The sequence below is a fragment of the Pseudomonas fluorescens genome (assembly GCF_000967965.1).
GTDB lineage: Bacteria > Pseudomonadota > Gammaproteobacteria > Pseudomonadales > Pseudomonadaceae > Aquipseudomonas > Aquipseudomonas grandcourensis.
Genome location: NZ_LACC01000022.1, coordinates 208,534 through 227,630, shown reverse-complemented (window position 1 = coordinate 227,630; position 19,097 = coordinate 208,534). Strand labels below are relative to the sequence as shown.

General features: G+C 59.8%; 13 protein-coding genes. 8 read left to right on the top strand and 5 right to left on the bottom strand.

What is annotated here, in order from left to right:
- The first annotated feature begins 213 nt into the window (after positions 1-213).
- The 3 genes from VC35_RS17950 (at position 214) to VC35_RS17935 (ending at position 3,430) form a co-directional block, all read left to right on the top strand.
- The gene (locus tag VC35_RS17950) at positions 214-702 is read left to right on the top strand and encodes a DUF3015 domain-containing protein (RefSeq protein WP_007970900.1); all 489 of its coding nucleotides are present in this window, start codon (positions 214-216) and stop codon (positions 700-702) included.
- Positions 703-795: 93 nt separating this feature from the next.
- A complete protein-coding gene (locus VC35_RS17945) occupies positions 796-2,649 on the top strand; it encodes an Lnb N-terminal periplasmic domain-containing protein (protein WP_046041765.1) in 1,854 nt (617 codons plus the stop codon).
- Positions 2,650-2,935: 286 nt separating this feature from the next.
- The gene (locus VC35_RS17935) at positions 2,936-3,430 is read left to right on the top strand and encodes a GreA/GreB family elongation factor (RefSeq protein WP_046041763.1); all 495 of its coding nucleotides are present in this window, start codon (positions 2,936-2,938) and stop codon (positions 3,428-3,430) included.
- On the opposite strand, the gene gdhA is transcribed toward VC35_RS17935, so the two are convergent.
- Both gdhA and ettA read right to left on the bottom strand, forming a co-directional pair.
- Positions 3,427-4,764, bottom strand: coding sequence for an NADP-specific glutamate dehydrogenase (gene gdhA, locus VC35_RS17930; protein WP_046041762.1), 1,338 nt, complete (start codon positions 4,762-4,764; stop codon positions 3,427-3,429). The two genes, VC35_RS17935 and gdhA, sit on opposite strands and share 4 nt — an antisense overlap.
- A gap of 370 nt (positions 4,765-5,134) precedes the next feature.
- Complete coding sequence (ettA, locus tag VC35_RS17925; RefSeq protein WP_046041761.1) at positions 5,135-6,799, bottom strand: energy-dependent translational throttle protein EttA; 1,665 nt, start codon at positions 6,797-6,799, stop codon at positions 5,135-5,137.
- A 276-nt stretch (positions 6,800-7,075) separates the two neighbouring features.
- Here ettA and VC35_RS17920 point away from each other — a divergent pair, with 276 nt between their 5' ends.
- From VC35_RS17920 to VC35_RS17900, 5 genes are all read left to right on the top strand, one after another.
- Entirely contained in the window at positions 7,076-10,924 is a 3,849-nt protein-coding gene (locus tag VC35_RS17920; protein ID WP_046041760.1) for a sensor domain-containing protein, read from the top strand.
- Between the two features lie 221 nt (positions 10,925-11,145).
- A complete protein-coding gene (gene glyA, locus VC35_RS17915; protein ID WP_046041759.1) occupies positions 11,146-12,399 on the top strand; it encodes a serine hydroxymethyltransferase in 1,254 nt (417 codons plus the stop codon).
- Between the two features lie 275 nt (positions 12,400-12,674).
- Complete coding sequence (locus tag VC35_RS17910) at positions 12,675-13,988, top strand: C4-dicarboxylate transporter DctA (RefSeq protein WP_046041758.1); 1,314 nt, start codon at positions 12,675-12,677, stop codon at positions 13,986-13,988.
- A gap of 48 nt (positions 13,989-14,036) precedes the next feature.
- Positions 14,037-14,741 (top strand): FadR/GntR family transcriptional regulator, encoded by a 705-nt coding sequence (locus VC35_RS17905; protein WP_046041837.1) that lies wholly within the window; start codon positions 14,037-14,039, stop codon positions 14,739-14,741.
- A gap of 25 nt (positions 14,742-14,766) precedes the next feature.
- Positions 14,767-15,450, top strand: coding sequence for a GntR family transcriptional regulator (locus tag VC35_RS17900; protein ID WP_046041757.1), 684 nt, complete (start codon positions 14,767-14,769; stop codon positions 15,448-15,450).
- Between the two features lie 102 nt (positions 15,451-15,552).
- Here VC35_RS17900 and yjiA read toward each other — a convergent pair whose 3' ends face one another.
- From yjiA to VC35_RS17885, 3 genes are all read right to left on the bottom strand, one after another.
- The gene (gene yjiA, locus VC35_RS17895) at positions 15,553-16,527 is read right to left on the bottom strand and encodes a GTPase (protein WP_046041756.1); all 975 of its coding nucleotides are present in this window, start codon (positions 16,525-16,527) and stop codon (positions 15,553-15,555) included.
- 162 nt (positions 16,528-16,689) lie between these two features.
- Positions 16,690-16,887 carry a YbdD/YjiX family protein gene (locus VC35_RS17890; RefSeq protein ID WP_007895266.1) on the bottom strand — a complete coding sequence of 66 codons (198 nt, stop codon included), beginning with the start codon at positions 16,885-16,887 and terminating at the stop codon, positions 16,690-16,692.
- A gap of 15 nt (positions 16,888-16,902) precedes the next feature.
- Complete coding sequence (locus tag VC35_RS17885) at positions 16,903-18,969, bottom strand: carbon starvation CstA family protein (protein ID WP_046041755.1); 2,067 nt, start codon at positions 18,967-18,969, stop codon at positions 16,903-16,905.
- Between the last annotated feature and the right edge of the window lie 128 nt (positions 18,970-19,097).

The following is a 19,097-nucleotide window of genomic DNA, read 5'->3' as shown; positions in this document are numbered from 1 at the left end:
AGGAGCGCCGCAGGCCTGAGCATAGTCAATGTGCCAACCCCAGGCGGGCCGGGCTTGCGCCGCCGTTTCCCATGAATGTTTTGCAAAAAATCACGGAACCCCGTGATCGTGCCTAAACTCCAAACTGCGCGGCTGGGCTAATGCCCGGCCCACTGGCACCGGAACGGGCCAGACTCCCTTGTTTATTGGTACGCACACAAAGAGAACAAAGCTATGAAACGGATTCTTCTTGGTACTCTCTTCACCGCTGTATCCATCAATGCCATGGCGCAAGCGCCTGGCGGCCCGGATTGCGGTTGGGGCAACATGCTGTTCGAAGGCCAGCGTGGTACTCCAGCTCACTTCCTGGCATCCACCACCAACGGCACCTCCGGCAACGCAACCTTCGGCATGACCTCCGGCACCAACGGTTGCGCAACCAATGCGTCGCTGACCTATGGCGGTAAATCCTGGTTTGCCATGAATGGCATGATGAACGAGCTGTCCGAAGACATGGCCAAGGGTCAGGGCGAAGCGCTGACCACCTATGCCGTGGTACTGGGCGTGGCGCCGGAAGACCGTGCGCACTTCGCCGCCGTTACTCACGAGCACTTCCAGCAGATCTTCAGCAAGGCTGACGTGACCGCAGAAGACGTGCATACCAATACCCTGGCCGTGCTCAAAGCCGATCCTCGTCTGGCCAAGTACGCGACTCAGGCTTAAGCTCGACCCGTCCCGCTTCTTACGGGAAGCGGGTTTTTTTTTTTGGACCTGCCCCTCTTTGGGTCTTTTTCTCAAGTATTTAAGTTGCCTTCTATGCTCAAACGCCTTGCCTGGCTGGCGCTGTGTGTCTGCGCCCCGCTGTTCGCCGCGCCTCAGATCGACCCACAACGTTTGCAGCAATTGGCCAACGACCCTTTCTGGATATCCCTGGGCCATTACGAAAGCGCCAAGCTCGGCGGCTGGCGCAGCTATGTCAGTGACCGGAAATTCTTCCTCGCCCCTGACGGCAATGAACATCCGGACCATGAACTGGCGGCGACTGTACAAGCCTTGTACGCCCCGGCCAGTGCCGGTGAAACACATGCTCAATGCGTCTACCCGGCCCGCACCCGCTGGCTGAAAGAACAACTCGGCCTGACCGGCCTGCCGACACCGGACTGCGCCGGGTTCAAGCAATGGTTCAAGGACGTCTCGCCCGACAGCACGGTGATGATCTTCCCGGCGGCTTACCTGAACAGTCCGTCCTCGATGTTCGGCCATACCCTGCTGCGTATCGACCAGGCCGAAGTGAAGAGCGACAAGACTTCGCTGCTCAGTTACGCGATCAACTTCGGCGCCTACATCGAGGGCTCGGACAACAGCATCCTCTATGCCTGGAAAGGCCTGATGGGCGGCTATCCCGGCCTGTTCGCGATGGTGCCCTACCAGGAAAAACTCTCGGAATACCGCAGCCTTGAAAACCGCGACCTGTGGGAGTACCGCCTGAACCTGACCCAACAGGAAACCGCGCGCATGGTCGAGCACGTCTGGGAGCTGAAGCAGATCAAGTTCGACTATTTCTTCTTCGACGAAAACTGCTCATACCGCTTGCTGGAACTGCTGCAAGTTGCCCGCCCGGGCCTGCGCCTGACCGCGCAATTCCCGCTCACCGCCATCCCGACCGACACCGTCAAAGCCGTGAAAAATGCCGGCTTGGTGGAGTCCATCCAGTATCGTCCGTCCCGGGAGCGCGAACTGCTCAGCCGCGCCGAGCCGTTAAATCCTGAAGAACAGCAATGGGTGCTGAAAGTCAGCGCCGATCAGAAACAATTGCAGGACCCGGCGTTCAAGGCGCAATCGCGCGACCGTCAGGCGCTGATCATCGATGCCGCCTATCGTCTGGAGCGTTACCGCGCCAACGGCCAGGAACGCGACCCGGCGCGCGCCCAGCGCAGCTTCGAACTGCTGCGGGCAATCAACCAGAACCCGGCGCCGGAGCTGGATATCCCGCAACCGGGCCTGCCTGAAGACGGTCACGAGTCCCGCACCTGGCAGCTCGGCGTCGGCACCCGTGGCGATAAAGCCTTTGGCGAGTACGGCTTGCGCATGGCTTATCACGACCTCAATGACAACAACGAAAGCTTTCCCCTTGGCGCGCAGATCGAAATCCTGCAGTTGAAACTGCGCCAGTACGAAGGCAATGAATGGCAAGTGCAGCAACTGGACCTGGCAACCATTCGCTCCCTGACCCCGCGAAACGAGCTGCTGCAACCGCTGTCATGGCAAGTCACCGGCGGTCTGGAGCGGGTGCCGGGCAAGCACGATGACCAGACCCTGGTCAGCCACGTCAACGGCGGTGGTGGTGGCACCTGGCAACTGGGTGATGACACGCTCGGCTTTGCCCTGGGCACCGTGCGGATCGAGCACAACAACGACTTCGCCGCGTTCATTGCCCCGGCTGCCGGGTTCAACAGCGGTGTGTTGTGGAAAAACCCGCTGGGCAATTTGAGCCTGGAAGCCAAGGGCGACTTTTTCACCAATGGCGAAGTACGCCGTAGCCTAAGCCTGAATCAGCAATGGGAAATATCCCGCAATCTCGGACTGCGCTTGAGCGCCCAGCGCGAGTTCAGCCATTTGGCGACGGCCGAGAACGAAGTGATGCTGGAGCTGAAGTGGTATCACTACTGACCTGACACACCACTCGCTCCCACAGGGGCTGTGTGGTGTTCGACGAAATGCCTGCACACCTTTCACAACCACCCGACGAATCCACTTCTAGACTTTATCTATGGGCCGCGTATCGGCTTGGGAGAGTGAGATGTGGTGGTATGCGGGATGGCTGGGTGTAAAGCCTGGCAGCAGCAGAAAGATCAGGACGCCGCCCGGGCCTATCGCTCGCCATAAGTCGCTTTCAGACATCCAGTGAAACCAAATGCCTGAGACCATGGCCCAAACCCTATACCGGGAGAATTCCATGAGCCGTGCCTTCGTCAATGAAGATAACGCCGCCGCGCAAGCCGATCAGCCTGTCGAACGGCAAGTCAGCGCGCAGCCCAATTACGTCACGCCGCAAGGCCTGAACCTTTTGCAGGGAAAAGTCGCCGAACTGCAAACCCTGCACGCCGAACAATCGGCAAAAGGCGAGCAGGCCGACAAGCAGCGCCTGGCGGATCTCGAACGTGATTTGCGTTACTTCAAGCAGCGCCTGGGCAGCGCTCAGGTGGTACCCGCCGCGACTTCGACCGAGAAAGTGCAGATCGGCAGTTGGGTGACCTACGCCGATGAACACGCCACCGAACGCCGGGTACAACTGGTGGGCGAAGATCAGGCCGATGCCGCCCACGGCCTGATCAATTGGGGTTCACCGCTGGGGCGGGCACTGCTCGGTGCACGACTCAACGATGAAGTGCTGTGGCAGCGTCCCGCCGGGGATCAACTGATTGAGGTGATCCGTATCGAACCGGCTTAGACAATGCCTTGGGCGAGCATGGCATCGGCGACTTTGACGAAGCCGGCGATGTTGGCGCCCTTGACGTAGTTGACCCGGCCGTTCTCCTCACCGTAATGCACGCAAGCGTGGTGAATCGACTGCATGATCGCGTGCAGCTTGCTGTCCACTTCGCCGCCGGTCCATGCCAGGCGCATGGCGTTCTGCGACATCTCCAGCCCGCTCACCGCCACACCACCCGCGTTGGACGCCTTGCCCGGCGCAAACATAATGTCGGCTTCGATGAACAAGTCCACCGCCTCAAGGGTGGTCGGCATGTTCGCGCCTTCGGCCACGCAGTTGCAGCCATTGCGCAGCAAGGTGCGAGCGGCTTCGGCATCCAGTTCGTTTTGCGTCGCGCACGGCAAGGCGATGTCGCAGCTCAGGCTCCATGGCAGCTCACCTGCGCGGAACTCCAGGCCAAAACGGCCAGCCAGTTCACGGATGCGCCCGCGCTGTACATTTTTCAGTTCCAACACCGCTAGCCATTGCTCCTCGGTCAAGCCGCTTTCGCAATACAGCGTGCCTTCGGAGTCGGACAGCGAAATCACTTTGCCGCCCAGGTCCATGACCTTGCGCGCCGCGTATTGCGCGACGTTGCCGGAGCCGGAGATCGCTACGCGCTTACCTTCCACGGCCAGGCCGCGGCGCTTGAGCATTTCTTCGGCGAAGTACACGCAACCGAAACCGGTGGCTTCCGGGCGAATCAGGCTGCCGCCGTAGCTTGGGCCTTTGCCGGTCAGCACGCTGGTGAACTGGTTGCTCAGGCGCTTGTACTGGCCGAACAGGAAACCGATTTCCCGTGCACCGACACCGATGTCCCCGGCCGGCACGTCAACGTCGGCACCAATGTGGCGGTACAACTCGCTCATGAAGGCCTGGCAGAAGCGCATGACTTCCGCGTCGCTTTTGCCTTTGGGGTCGAAGTCCGAACCACCCTTGCCGCCGCCCATGGGCAATGAAGTCAGGGAGTTTTTGAAGGTCTGTTCGAAGGCGAGGAATTTCAGGACGCCCATGTTCACCGACGGGTGAAAACGCAGGCCACCCTTGTACGGGCCGATCGCGCTGTTCATCTGGATGCGGAAACCACGATTGACCTGGACCTTGCCTTGGTCGTCGACCCACGACACACGAAACACCACAGCCCGCTCCGGCTCGCAGATGCGCTCCAGAATGCCCGAGGTCAGGTAATGCGGATTGGCTTCAAGAAACGGCCACAGGGTACGCAGGACTTCTTCGACAGCCTGGTGAAATTCGGGTTGATCCGGGTCGCGTTTTTTCAGGCGCGCAAGGAAGCATTCGACGGATTCGATCATGGAAAAGTCTCGGCAAATTTATTGTCGTTGGAGGAGATTGAGCCGGACTGTAACAAACGATTCGCGCACAGGAACAGCGCAAAATGTCGCACTTATGAAATTAAATGGTGCACAGGATATAAATAATCCTGTTTTTTGAGCATTTTTTGCACCTGAACAGGGATTCGCAATTCAAGTTATGCACCATTAGAAACACCGCTTTCGCGAGCAGGCTCGCTCCCACAGGGGATCTTCTGCTGAATTGAGATTTGTGCCTTTCACAAAACCCTGTGGGAGCGGGCTTGCTCGCGAATGGCGCGACTCGGTGTCATTGAAAAAACGCAAAAAAACGGAGCCCGAAGGCTCCGCTCTTTATGCAACCAACCCGAAATCAGGCCAGTTTCTTGTGCCGTACACGATGCGGCTGGGCAGCCGCTTCGCCGAGGCGCTTTCTACGGTCGGCTTCGTACTCGGTGTAGTTACCTTCGAAGAACACCGCTTGCGAGTCGTCTTCGTACGCCAGGATGTGAGTCGCGACGCGGTCAAGGAACCACCGGTCGTGGGAGATCACAATGGCGGCGCCCGGGAAGTCCAGCAGGGCTTCTTCCAGGGAACGCAGGGTTTCAACGTCGAGGTCGTTGGACGGTTCGTCGAGCAGCAGGACGTTGCCGCCCTCCTTCAGGGTCAGGGCCAGGTGCAAGCGACCGCGCTCACCACCGGACAGGTCCTTAACGAACTTCTGCTGATCGCCACCCTTGAAGTTGAAGCGACCGACGTAGGTACGCGACGGGATCTCGTAGTTGCCGATGCGGATCTGGTCGGAACCGTCGGAAATCTGCTGGAACACGGTCTTGCTGCCGTCCAGGTCTTCGCGGCTCTGATCCACGCAAGCAAGCTGCACGGTTTCACCGACTTCGATGCTGCCCGAATCCGGCGTTTCCTTGCCCATCAGCATGCGGAACAGGGTCGACTTACCGGCACCGTTACCGCCGATCACGCCAACGATGGCGCCTTTAGGCATGGAGAACGACAGGTTGTCGATCAACACGCGATCGCCGTAGCCCTTGGTGACGTTCTTGAATTCGATGACCTTGTCGCCCAGGCGTGGACCAGCCGGGATGTAGATCTCGTTGGTTTCGCTGCGCTTCTGGAATTCCTGCGACTGCATTTCTTCGAAGCGTTGCAGACGAGCCTTGGATTTCGACTGGCGGGCCTTGGCACCTTTGCGCACCCACTCCAGTTCTTCCTTCATGGCTTTTTCGTGGGCCGACTGCTGCTTGGATTCGGCAGCCAGACGATCGGACTTGGCTTCCAGCCAACCCGAATAGTTGCCCTCGTAAGGAATACCCGCGCCGCGGTCGAGTTCCAGGATCCAGCCGGCAACGTTGTCCAGGAAGTAACGGTCGTGCGTGATCGCGACCACGGTACCCGGGAAGTCGTGCAGGAAGTGCTCAAGCCAAGCAACGGAATCGGCATCCAGGTGGTTGGTCGGTTCGTCGAGCAGCAGCATATCCGGAGCGGACAGCAGCAGGCGGCACAGGGCCACGCGACGCTTCTCACCACCGGACAGGAATTCAACCTTGGCATCCCAGGCCGGCAGACGCAGTGCATCGGCGGCGACTTCCAGCTGGCGATCGAGGTTGTGACCGTCGCTGGCTTGCAGGATCGCTTCGAGCTTGGCCTGTTCGGCAGCCAGTTTGTCGAAGTCGGCGTCTTCTTCAGCGTAAGCCGCATAGACCTCGTCCAGGCGCGCCTGGGCGTTCTTGATCACGCTGACCGCTTCCTCGACCACTTCACGCACGGTTTTGGTCGGGTCCAGGATCGGCTCTTGCGGCAGATAACCGATGTTCAGCTCCGGCATCGGGCGGGCTTCGCCGTCGAATTCGGTGTCAACGCCAGCCATGATTTTCAGCAGCGTGGACTTACCCGAACCGTTGAGGCCGAGTACGCCAATCTTGGCGCCAGGGAAGAAGGACAGAGAAATGTTTTTCAGGATTTCCCGCTTCGGCGGAACAACTTTGCCCAGCCGATGCATGGTGAATACGTATTGAGCCATGGAGAACCTAGGGTCAGTGACTGATGAATGATTGGAGCGCAGGCAATGCCCGGCCAGACCGTGCGCGTCGTCCATAAGAGGCGACGCTGAAAAAGTCTGAGTCTAGGAGCTGGAACGCTCCCGCGTAACCGGCAAAGCTACCTTAATGACCGGTGGCAGTCCAGCCGACGGACAGGGGCTGGCACTTCGCCACAACTCAAGGCATGCTAGCCGCCCTTCGGGCGTCCGGCTTATAGTGCACGTCGCGCCAGTCCAGCCAAACCGCAGGATTACAGCTTGTCCATTGTCCCTCCGCCTCTGACTTCCAGTGCGCCGGCCACAGCGCCCGGCTCCCCCCTGCGCGGAACCTTGAAGGGCACCTTGGCGACACTCGTATTATTGCTGCTGGCCCTGCTGTTCTGGCAGTTGCTCGACCAGTTGCGGGAAACCCAGAAGAACCAGCGTCAGTACACCATCGACTACACCGCCGATCTGGCCGCGCAGGTCAGCCTGAACATGGCGCTCAACGCGCAGATCGCCCTCAACCTGTTGCCGATCGTCGAGCAACCGCAGGGCGCCGATGAATTGCAGGCCCTGTTGCGCAAGCTGCAACAATCGCTGCCAGACCTGCGCAGCCTGGCGTTGCTCAGCCCCTCGGGAAGAGTCATCAGTGACAGCGCTCCCGACAGCGATGACAGCGACTACCTGGGTGAACTGGTACGCCGCAGCCACGCCCAGGCGCACTACTTCAGCAATGCCACCGACGGTTCCGTGGTGCATTTATTGTTGCATCAGGCCAGCGGCAGTTCCCGAGGCTATTGGGTCTTGCGCCTGACACCCTCCTTCTTTTCGTCCCTGACCAAGCAACGCGAGGCCGACGGCCGCCCGTTTTGGCTGGTGGAAAACCGCATCAATCATCAGATCATCAGCCGCGACGAAGCGCAGCCCTCGGTCAATCCGGGCACGCTGACCGAGGACGATGTCGCCAACAGCGTGCTGACCGTTCCGCTGAGCAGCAGCGATTGGCAACTGCGCGGTTTGTTCGACCGTCAGCGCGTGCTGGAAGAGCTGCTGCCGGCGTTCATCGGCAAATGCCTGCTTGGCCTGGCGTTTTCCATGCTGCCGTTCCTCGCCTTGCTGAACATGCGCCGGCGTCAGCGTCAGTTGAATGAAGGCCGTCGGCGTTATCAGGACATTTTCGAAGGCACCGGCGTGGCCTTGTGCGTCCTCGACATGTCCGGACTCAAGGTCTTTTTCGACAAGGCGCAACTGCAGGGCAGCGAGCAACTGCAAGCGTGTCTGGCGATCCCGGAGCAACGCCGGTCATTGCTCAAGGAACTGCGGATCACCGAGGTCAACCAGGTAGCGTTGCAACTGCTTAATGTCGATAGCGCCGACAAAGTTTGGAAACTGCTGATCGACGGTAAACCGCAGGACGGCACCGCCATCGGCAACCAGGTGCTCGACGCGATGCTCAACCAGCAGCAACAGCTTGAGCTGGAAATCAAGCTGCAGGACGCCAGCGGCCGCGACCAGCACCTGTGGCTGATGCTGCGCCTGCCGCAAACCCCGGACGACTATAAAGCGGTGATCCTGAGCATCACCGACATCACCAGCCGCAAGCTCATCGAACTGTCGCTGCAGGAGCGCGAAGGGTTTTGGTCGGACGTGGTGCGCACCGTGCCGGATCACCTGTATGTGCAGGATGTGATCAGCCAGCGCATGATCTACAGCAACCACCATCTGGGCCAGACCCTGGGTTACAACCGCACCGAACTGCACCAGATGGGCGAATACTTCTGGGAAATCCTCCTGCATCCCGAAGACGCCGACTATTACCATCGCTCCCGTCAGATCCAGCGCCAGGCCGGTTATCGCCAGTTGATGCAGTGCCAGTTGCGCTTCCGCCATCGGGACGGCCAATGGCGACGCTTCGAGATTCGCGAGCAGGCACTGGCACGGGACAAGAACGACCAGGTCACTCGGATCATCGGCGTGGCCAAGGACATCACCGACCAGATCGAAGCCAGCGAATCCCTGCGCGACAGCGAGCAGCGCTACCGGATGCTGGCCGAAAGCATCAGCGACGTGATCTTCTCCACCGACAGCCGCCTTAACCTCAATTACGTCAGCCCTTCGGTACAAGCGGTGCTGGGTTACGACGCCGAGTGGATTTTCCAGAACGGCTGGCAATCGACCATCGCCAACCCGCAACAGCTGACCGGCATCTACCAACTGATGGACCGGGTCAGCAAAGCACTGGATCAACCGGACCGACTGGCGCTGCTGCGCAGCCAGGTGCAAACCCAACTGTTCCTGTTCGATTGCCTGCGGGCCGACGGGCGCAAGATCCCGATCGAACTGCGCCTGGTATTGGTCTGGGACGAACACGGTACGTTCGAAGGCGTGCTCGGCGTCGGCCGCGACATCAGCCAGCAACGCCGGGCCGAAAAAGACTTGCGCATGGCCGCCACGGTATTCGAACACTCGACCTCGGCGATCCTGATCACCGACCCGGCCGGCTACATCGTCCAGGCCAACGAAGCCTTCAGTCGTGTCAGCGGTTACGCCGTGGAACAGGTCCTCGACCAGTTGCCGAACATGCTGACGGTCGACAACCAGCAGGAAGCCCATCTGCGTTACGTACTCAAGCAATTGGGCCAGCACAGCACCTGGGAAGGCGAAGTCTGGCTCAAGCGTCGCAACGGCGAGCATTACCCGGCCTGGGTCGGCATCACCGCCGTGCTCGACGACGAAGGCGACCTGGCCAGCTATGTGTGTTTCTTCAGCGACATCAGCGAGCGCAAGGCCAGCGAGCAGCGGATTCACCGCCTCGCCTACTACGACGCCCTGACCCACTTGCCCAACCGTTCGCTGTTCCAGGACCGCCTGCACACGGCACTGCAATCGGCCGAACGGCAGAAGTCGTGGGTGGTGCTGATGTTCCTCGACCTCGACCGTTTCAAGCCGATCAACGACTCCCTGGGCCACGCCGCCGGCGACCGCATGCTCAAGGAAATGGCCACGCGCCTGCTCGGTTGCGTCGCCGATGACGACACGGTGGCGCGCATGGGCGGTGACGAATTCACCTTGCTCCTGCAACCGCGAGCCAACCGTGAAATCGCCTTGAACCGGGCGATCCATGTGGCCGAACAGATTCTTGCCAGTCTGGTGAAACCCTTCGTGCTCGAAGGCCGCGAGTTCTTCGTCACGGCCAGTATCGGCATCGCCCTGAGTCCGCAGGACGGCAACGAACTCAGCCAGTTGATGAAGAATGCCGACACGGCGATGTACCACGCCAAGGAGCGTGGCAAGAACAACTTCCAGTTCTATCAGGCGGACATGAACGCCAGTGCGCTTGAACGTCTGGAGCTGGAAAGCGATTTGCGCCATGCCTTGGAACAGAACGAATTCGTGCTGTATTACCAGCCGCAATTCAGCGGCGACGGCAAGCGCCTGACCGGCGCCGAGGCACTGTTGCGCTGGCGCCATCCACGCCGCGGGCTGGTGCCGCCGGGGGATTTCATTCCGGTGCTCGAAGAGCTCGGGCTGGTGGTGGATGTCGGCGACTGGGTGATCAGCGAAGCCTGCCGTCAACTCAAGGCCTGGCATCAGGCCAGGGTACGGGTGCCGAAGGTGTCGGTGAACATCTCGGCGCGGCAGTTCTCCGACGGCCAGCTCGGTACACGGATCGCTACCATCCTCAAGGAAACCGGCCTGCCGCCGGCATGCCTGGAACTGGAACTGACCGAAAGTATCCTGATGCGCGAAGTCAGCGAGGCGATGCAGATCCTCGACGGACTGAAAAACCTCGGACTGAGCATTGCGGTCGACGATTTCGGTACCGGTTACTCATCGCTCAACTACCTCAAGCAGTTCCCGATCGACGTGCTGAAGATCGACCGCACCTTTGTCGATGGCCTGCCCAGCGGTGAACAGGATGCACAAATTGCCCGGGCAATCATCGCCATGGCCCACAGCCTGAACCTGGCGGTGATCGCCGAAGGCGTGGAAACCCATGAGCAGCTCGACTTCCTGCGTGAGCATGGTTGCGATGAGGTTCAGGGGTATCTGTTCGGCCGACCGATGCCGGCGAGTCGGTTTGAGGCGCAGTTCAGTAATGATGCGTTGTTCATGCTTGACTAAGCGCTCTTGTGGCGAGGGAGCTTGCTCCCGCTCGAGTGCGTAGCGCTCGCAAGATTTGGGGCCGCTTCGCAGCCCAGCGGGAGCAAGCTCCCTCGCCACAAACACTAAAAATCCCACGCATGAACACCACTTGTCTGCGACATGATGCCGTTTCATATGCCATCTAAAACCCATTGGGTTAGAATGCCCCCCTTTTCCGCCCCCGATCCCTGAGGACCGCCATGTTCAGCCGTGATTTGACTATTGCCAAGTACGACGCCGATCTCTTTGCCGCCATGGAGCAAGAAGCTCAGCGCCAGGAAGAGCACATTGAGCTGATCGCTTCGGAAAACTACACCAGCCCTGCGGTGATGGAAGCTCAAGGCTCGGTACTGACCAACAAGTACGCCGAAGGCTACCCGGGCAAGCGCTACTACGGTGGTTGCGAGTACGTAGACATCGTCGAGCAGCTGGCTATCGACCGCGCCAAAGAACTGTTCGGCGCCGATTACGCCAACGTTCAGCCGCACGCCGGTTCGCAAGCCAACAGCGCCGTTTACCTGGCCCTGCTGTCGGCCGGCGACACCCTCCTGGGCATGAGCCTGGCCCACGGTGGTCACCTGACCCACGGTGCAAGCGTCTCGTCTTCGGGCAAGCTGTACAACGCTATCCAGTACGGCATCGACGCCAATGGACTGATCGACTACGACGAAGTCGAGCGCCTGGCCGTTGAGCACAAGCCAAAAATGATCGTGGCCGGTTTCTCTGCCTACTCGCAGATCCTCGACTTTCCGCGCTTTCGCGCAATCGCCGACAAGGTAGGTGCTTACCTGTTCGTCGACATGGCCCACGTGGCCGGTCTGGTCGCCGCTGGCGTCTACCCGAACCCGGTTCCATTCGCTGACGTGGTGACCACCACCACCCACAAGACCCTGCGCGGTCCACGTGGCGGCCTGATCCTGGCTCGCGCCAACGCCGACATCGAGAAGAAGCTGAACTCCGCGGTATTCCCGGGCGCCCAGGGCGGCCCGCTGGAGCACGTGATCGCGGCCAAGGCGATCTGCTTCAAGGAAGCGCTGCAGCCTGAGTTCAAGGTTTACCAGCAGCAAGTGGTGAAGAACGCCCAGGCCATGGCCAGCGTGTTCATCGAGCGCGGTTTCGACGTGGTTTCCGGCGGTACTGAGAACCACCTGTTCCTGTTGTCGCTGATCAAGCAGGAAATCTCCGGTAAAGACGCAGATGCCGCTCTGGGCAAAGCGTTCATCACCGTGAACAAGAACTCCGTGCCAAACGACCCACGCTCCCCGTTCGTCACCTCCGGCCTGCGCTTCGGCACCCCGGCTGTGACCACTCGCGGCTTCAAGGAAGCAGAGTGCAAGGAACTGGCCGGCTGGATCTGCGACATCCTGGCTGACCTGAACAACGAAGCGGTGATCGATGCCGTTCGTGAGAAGGTCAAGGCCATCTGCAAGAAGCTGCCGGTGTACGGCGCTTAATCAGCCCGCTAGACCGCAACTATAAAAACCGGCCAGAGATGGCCGGTTTTTTTTCGCCCGTTTAATTATTCAACCGGGGGGAAAGGCTCTATATCGGGCTTATCAATCAACTGGTAAGACCGGTCATGCCAATTTTCTAATTTTTACTTGCGAACACCCAAAAACAGCGCCTAGACTGCGCCTGCACTGGACATACCGGTAAGACCACAATAATTAAGTCCTGAATCTGATGTGCTCCGCACACGGCAGCCAGGACACCGACCAGGATTCCTCCCATGCTCAGATGGTGCTCGCGTTCAATCTTCCTCCAAGTGGTTCTCGGACTGGTGCTCGGCATCGTCTGCGGGCTGACCCTTCCCGAATACTCCGCTCAGCTCAAACCGCTCGGTGACGGTTTTATCAAGCTGATCAAAATGCTCATTGGCTTGATTGTGTTTTGCGTAGTGGTCAGCGGTATCAGCGGTGCCGGCGACCTGAAGAAGGTCGGCCGTATCGGCCTCAAATCGGTGATCTACTTCGAAGTGCTGACCACCATCGCCCTGGTGATCGGCCTGGTGTTCGCCTTCAGCACCGGCATCGGCAGCGGCGCAAACATTCACCTGGAGCAGCTTTCCGCAGCCGACATGGGCGACATTGCCCAGCGCGGCCAGCACATGCACACCACCACACAGTTCCTGATGGACTTGATTCCGACTTCGGTGATTGGTGCCTTTGCCGATAACAATATCCTGCAGGTCCTGCTGTTTTCAGTGTTGTTCGGCAGCGCACTGAATCTGGTGGGCGAGGCGGCGTCGGGTATTTCACGGCTGATCAATGAACTCAGCCATGTGATCTTCCGCATCATGGGCATGATCGTGCGCCTGGCGCCGATCGGTGTGTTCGGTGCGATCGCCTTCACCACCAGCAAATACGGCCTGGACTCGCTGCAGCACCTGGGCAGCCTGGTCGGCCTGTTCTACCTGACCTGTACTGCCTTCGTGGCCTTGATTCTCGGCCTGGTGATGCGCCTCTCCGGCTTGAAGATGTGGCCGTTGCTCAAGTACCTGCGCGAAGAACTGCTGATCGTCATGGGCACCGCTTCGTCCGACGCTGTGCTGCCACAAATCATGCGCAAGCTTGAGCACCTGGGCATCGGCAGTTCGACGGTCGGGCTGGTGATTCCAACGGGTTACTCGTTCAACCTCGACGGTTTCTCGATCTACCTGACCCTGGCCATCGTGTTCATCGCCAATGCCACCGGCACGCCGCTGGCGATGACCGACCTGCTGACGATTCTGTTGGTATCGTTGATCACCTCCAAAGGTGCCCACGGCATTCCGGGCTCGGCGCTGGTGATTCTGGCGGCCACCCTGACAGCCATTCCGGCCATTCCGGTGGTGGGTCTGGTGCTGGTGCTGGCCGTGGACTGGTTCATGGGCATCGGCCGGGCGCTGACCAACCTGATCGGCAACTGTGTGGCGACCGTCGCCATTGCGCGATGGGAAAAGGACATCGATGTGGAGCGGGCGAACAAGGTACTTTCGGGTCAGGCGGGTTATACCTTCCAGCCGAGAAAACCGGTTGCTCAAGCGGCAGCCAAAGAATTCTGAATGACCGCCGTGCCTGCCGACCGCAGGCACGGCTCATGGAGCGAACAAGTGATTACCTCATCAACCGTCGTCAACTCAGTGGTAGAAAAACTTCGGGCCGCTTTGGCCCGTGGTCAGTGGCGCTCCGGCGAAATGCTGCCGGGGCAACGCGATCTGGCCGAACAATTGGGCATCAGCCGCCCGAGCCTGCGTGAAGCAGTCATCGTTCTGGAAACCCTCGGTCTGGTGCGCTCGATGCCAGGCAAAGGCGTCGTCGTACTAGAGGCCAATCTCAGCGATGGCCAGTCCCACGACAGCGCGGTGGCCGCAGCGAGCCTGGAAGACGTGCTGCAACTGCGCTACACCCTGGAGCCATTCATCGTCGGCCTCGTGGCCCAATCCATCAGCAGCAAGGAAGTCGGGCAACTGCGCCTGACCCTGATGGACATGCGCGAAGCCCTGGAGGCCAATGACAGTGAAGCCGGCGTAAGCGCCTACATCGCGTTCCACGAAGAGCTGTTCACGCTGACGTCGAACCCGATCTTCCAGAGCGTGGTCCAGCAAACCAGCAATGCCCTCAAGCAAAGCGCCGAAGTGTTGCGCAACTCCCCGGAGCATTTGGCTGAACGCCTTGAAGAAAACGAAGCCGTGGTGCGGGCGATCCGCAACAAGAACAGCGCCCAGGCCAGCGCCGAGATGCGTCGGCACATTTTGCGCGAAGGCCAGCGCATGGGCATCGAACTGAACATCCCGGAAGACAACCTCGGCAGTTGAAACCTCTTCGAACTGGAGATTGGCCATGAACAGCTTCGCCTCGCCACAAACGCTCGCCACCCTGCCCGCCCGCCCGTCGGTGGATGATCTGTATTCGCGGGTCCTCGACGCCATTTTCGAACAGCGCATCCATTCGGCCAGTCGCTTTACCGAAGAAAGCCTGGCGCAGATGTTCGGTGCAAGGCGCAGCGACATGCGTGATGTGCTGACGCGACTGTCCCATCAGCAGGTCATCATCCTTCGGGTCAACCATCGTCCCCGCGTCGCCGAGCTTGATGTCGAGCAGACCCGGCAGACACTGCATGCCCGGCGCCTGGCCGAGATCATGTTGGTGCGGCTGGCCTGTCAACGACCCTGCGCGCAAGACCTGAAGCACCTGCGGACACTGGTCGAAAACGAGCGTCAATGCGTCGAGCGTGGCCGGGCGATTCGATTGTCGGGAGAGTTTCATCTGCAGTTGGCACAAATGGCGGGGAATGCACCGCTAGCGCATTTTCTTGAGAGCCTGGTTCCGCTGACTTCCTTGGCGATTGCGCAGTTTGATCTGCAGCAGAAGGATTATTGCGTGGAGCACATGGAGATTCTGGATGCGCTGGAACGAGGAGATGCCGCGACGGCGCAAGTCGCGCTCAACCGGCATCTGGATTATCTGGAAGATTTGTTGCTGAGCCCTGCATCGGCAATGGGCCAAAACTGTGCCGCAGGTTAGATCGCTTTCGCGAGCAGGCTCGCTCCCACGGAGGACTGCATTTCAAATGTGGGAGCGAGCCTGCTCGCGATGACGGCTTAAGGCTCGCTGCAGTTTCTGAATTTAATCCGCCGCCACCCGCGCAAAACCCTCGCGAATCTTTTCTTCCGGCAAATCATCGGCAATGAACACGATCACGCTCTCGCGCACGTCGTCCTCCGCCCACTCGGTATCCCAGTCGAAACCATAAAGCTTCAGCACCCCCTGAAACACCATGCGACGGGATTCGCCGAGGATATTCAACACGCCTTTGTAGCGCAGCAATTGCTTGCCATGCTCCTCCAGCAGCTCGTTCATGAACTCACTGAGCTTGTCGATATCCAGCGGTTTTTCAGTGCGCAGCACCAGGCTGGAAATGCGGTCCATGGATGGAGCTGCCTGGCTGACCGGGCGCAAACTCACGCCACCACCGAGGTCGGCGTTGAGGTTGAAGCCGCGCACATCGAGCAACTCGGCCAGGTCGATCTTGCCGTGGTCAACCACGCGGATCGGGGCGCGGCGGTTGATGCGGGTCAGGCGCTCGCTCAACGCGGTGAAGGTCGCTTCGTCCACCAGGTCACGCTTGCTCACCAGCAAGCGGTCGGCGAATCCGATCTGCGCCTGGGCGATGGTCTGGGTCAGGTGCAAGTCGGCATGCGCGGCGTCGACCAGCGTGATGATGCCGTCGAGGATATAGCGCTCACGCAACTCTTCGTCGATGAAAAAGGTTTGTGCCACGGGCGCCGGATCGGCCAGGCCGGTGCATTCGATCACCAGGCGGTCGAAGGCGATGTCGCCCTGGTCCAGACGCTCGAGCAACAGATAAAGCGCTTTGGTCAGGTCGGTGTGGATGGTGCAGCAGACGCAGCCATTGGACAGTGTCATCACCTGTACCGGCTCATCGCCCAACAACTGGGTATCGATACCGGCGTCGCTGAATTCGTTTTCGATCACGGCGATTTTCAGACCGTGCTCGGCCTTGAGCAGGTGACGCAACAGGGTGGTCTTGCCAGCGCCGAGGAAGCCGCTGAGGATCGTGACCGGGATGGGAGAGGACAAACTGGATCTCCTTTTTCACACAGTGAAAAAACAACACAAAACAAATGTGGGAGCGAGCCTGCTCGCGAAGGGGCCGTCAGCTTCAACAAATATGCTGACTGATACACCGCTTTCGCGAGCAGGCTCGCTCCCACAGGTTTTGCTGTTAACCCGCAATCCGGATCAACAGCACTTCGGCCCACCCTTGCCACCGTAACGGGCTTCCTGACGCTCCCGGAAGAACATCTCATAGCTCATCACCGGTTTGTCCGGGTGCTTGGTCTGCATATGCTCGACGTAGTTGTCGTAGTCGGGCATGCCAACCATCAGGCGCGCGGCCTGACCGAGGTATTTACCGAGGCGACTCAAGTCATTGAACATGCTGCAATCCTCTGGTCACGCTTCCGGCAGCGCCTGGAATGGCGATTCTTTATCCGTACGTTCTTTGCTGCCCCAGGCGGAAATACCGACCTTGAGCGCATAGAACAGGATGCTGAACACCACGAACAGGAACAGTGCGGTCAGCGTTGCGTTGGTGTAGGCGTTGAAGATCACGTGCTGCATCTGGGTGATGTCCTTGGCCGGGGCGAGGATCTGGCCGTTGGCCAAGGCATCGCTGTATTTCTTGGCCAGCGACAGGAAGCCGATCGCCGGGTTGGCATCGAACAGCTTGATGAAGCCAGCTGTCGTGGTGCAGATCAACAGCCACACCGCCGGCAACATGGTGACCCAGACATAACGCTGGCGTTTCATCTTGATCAACACGACGGTGCCGAGCATCAGCGCGATACCGGCCAGCATCTGGTTGGAGATGCCGAACAGCGGCCACAGGGTGTTGATGCCACCCAATGGATCGATCACGCCCTGGTACAGCAACCAGCCCCACATGGCCACACAACCGCCAGTGGCGATCAGGTTGGCAGTCCAGGATTCGGTGCGACGCAGGGCCGGCACGAACGAGCCGAGCAAGTCCTGAAGCATGAAGCGACCGGCACGGGTACCGGCGTCGACTGCGGTCAGGATGAACAGTGCTTCGAACAGGATCGCGAAGTGGTACCAGAACGCCATGGTGTTTTCACCCGGCAGAACACTGTGCAGGATCTGCGCGATACCGACCGCCAGGGTTGGCGCGCCGCCAGCACGGGCCAGGATGGTGGTTTCACCGATGTCGTGGGCCACCGCTTGCAGGGCTTCCGGGGTAATGGCGAAGCCCCAGTTGCTGACGGCTGTCGCAACGGCCACCACATCACCGCCGACCACGGCCGCCGGGCTGTTCATGGCGAAGTACACGCCCGGCTCGATCACGGAAGCGGCAACCATGGCCATGATCGCCACGAACGATTCCATCAGCATGCCGCCGTAACCGATGTAGCGGGCGTTGGTTTCGTTATCCAGCAGTTTCGGCGTGGTGCCGGAGGAAATCAGTGCGTGGAATCCCGAGACCGCGCCACAGGCGATGGTGATGAACAGGAACGGGAACAGACCGCCCTTCCATACTGGGCCGGTGCCGTCGATGAACTGGGTCAGCGCCGGCATTTTCAGCTCGGGCATGGTCACCAGAATGCCGATGGCCAAAGCGACGATGGTGCCGATTTTCAGGAAGGTCGACAGATAGTCGCGGGGCGCCAGGATCAGCCACACCGGCAATACCGCTGCGACAAAACCGTAACCGATCAGCATCCAGGTGATCTGGATACCGGTAAAGCTGAATGCCTTGGCCCACACCGGATCAGCAGCGATCTGCCCGCCGAGCCAGATAGAACCCAGCAACAGCAGCACACCGATCACCGAAATCTCACCGATGCGACCCGGGCGGATGTAGCGCATGTAGATGCCCATGAACATCGCGATCGGGATGGTCGCCATCACCGTGAAAATCCCCCATGGGCTCTCGGCCAGGGCTTTCACCACGATCAGCGCCAGCACCGCGAGGATGATGATCATGATCAGGAAACAGCCGAACAGCGCGATAGTCCCTGGAATACGACCCATTTCCTCGCGGACCATGTCGCCCAGGGAGCGGCCGTTGCGGCGGGTGGACATGAACAGGACCATGAAGTCCTGAACCGCACCGGCCAGCACCACGCCGGCGATCAGCCACAGCGTGCCGGGCAGGTAGCCCATCTGCGCCGCCAATACCGGACCGACCAGAGGACCTGCACCAGCGATGGCGGCGAAGTGGTGACCAAAAAGAATGTGTTTGTTGGTTGGAACGTAGTCCAGACCGTCATTGTTGAGCACAGCGGGAGTGGCCCGTCGCGCATCGAGTTGCATGACATTGTTAGCGATGAACAGACTGTAGTAGCGGTAGGCGACCAAATAGATGGCCACGGCAGCGACCACAATCCACAAGGCGTTGATTGCCTCGCCTCGGCGCAATGCCACGACACCCAGGGCGCACGCACCTACGATTGCCAGCACCAGCCAAGGCAAATGGCGTAGCGGGCTATTATTATTTTTCATTTTATTATTCCAGCCAGAGTGGACAAGAAAGACAGCCACCCCGAGTTTAGCGCTCCTGACGGCAAAGACCATACCCCGACATTGGTCTAGACACCTGCACGCGCTGGCAGCCCTTGATCATGCGGGTC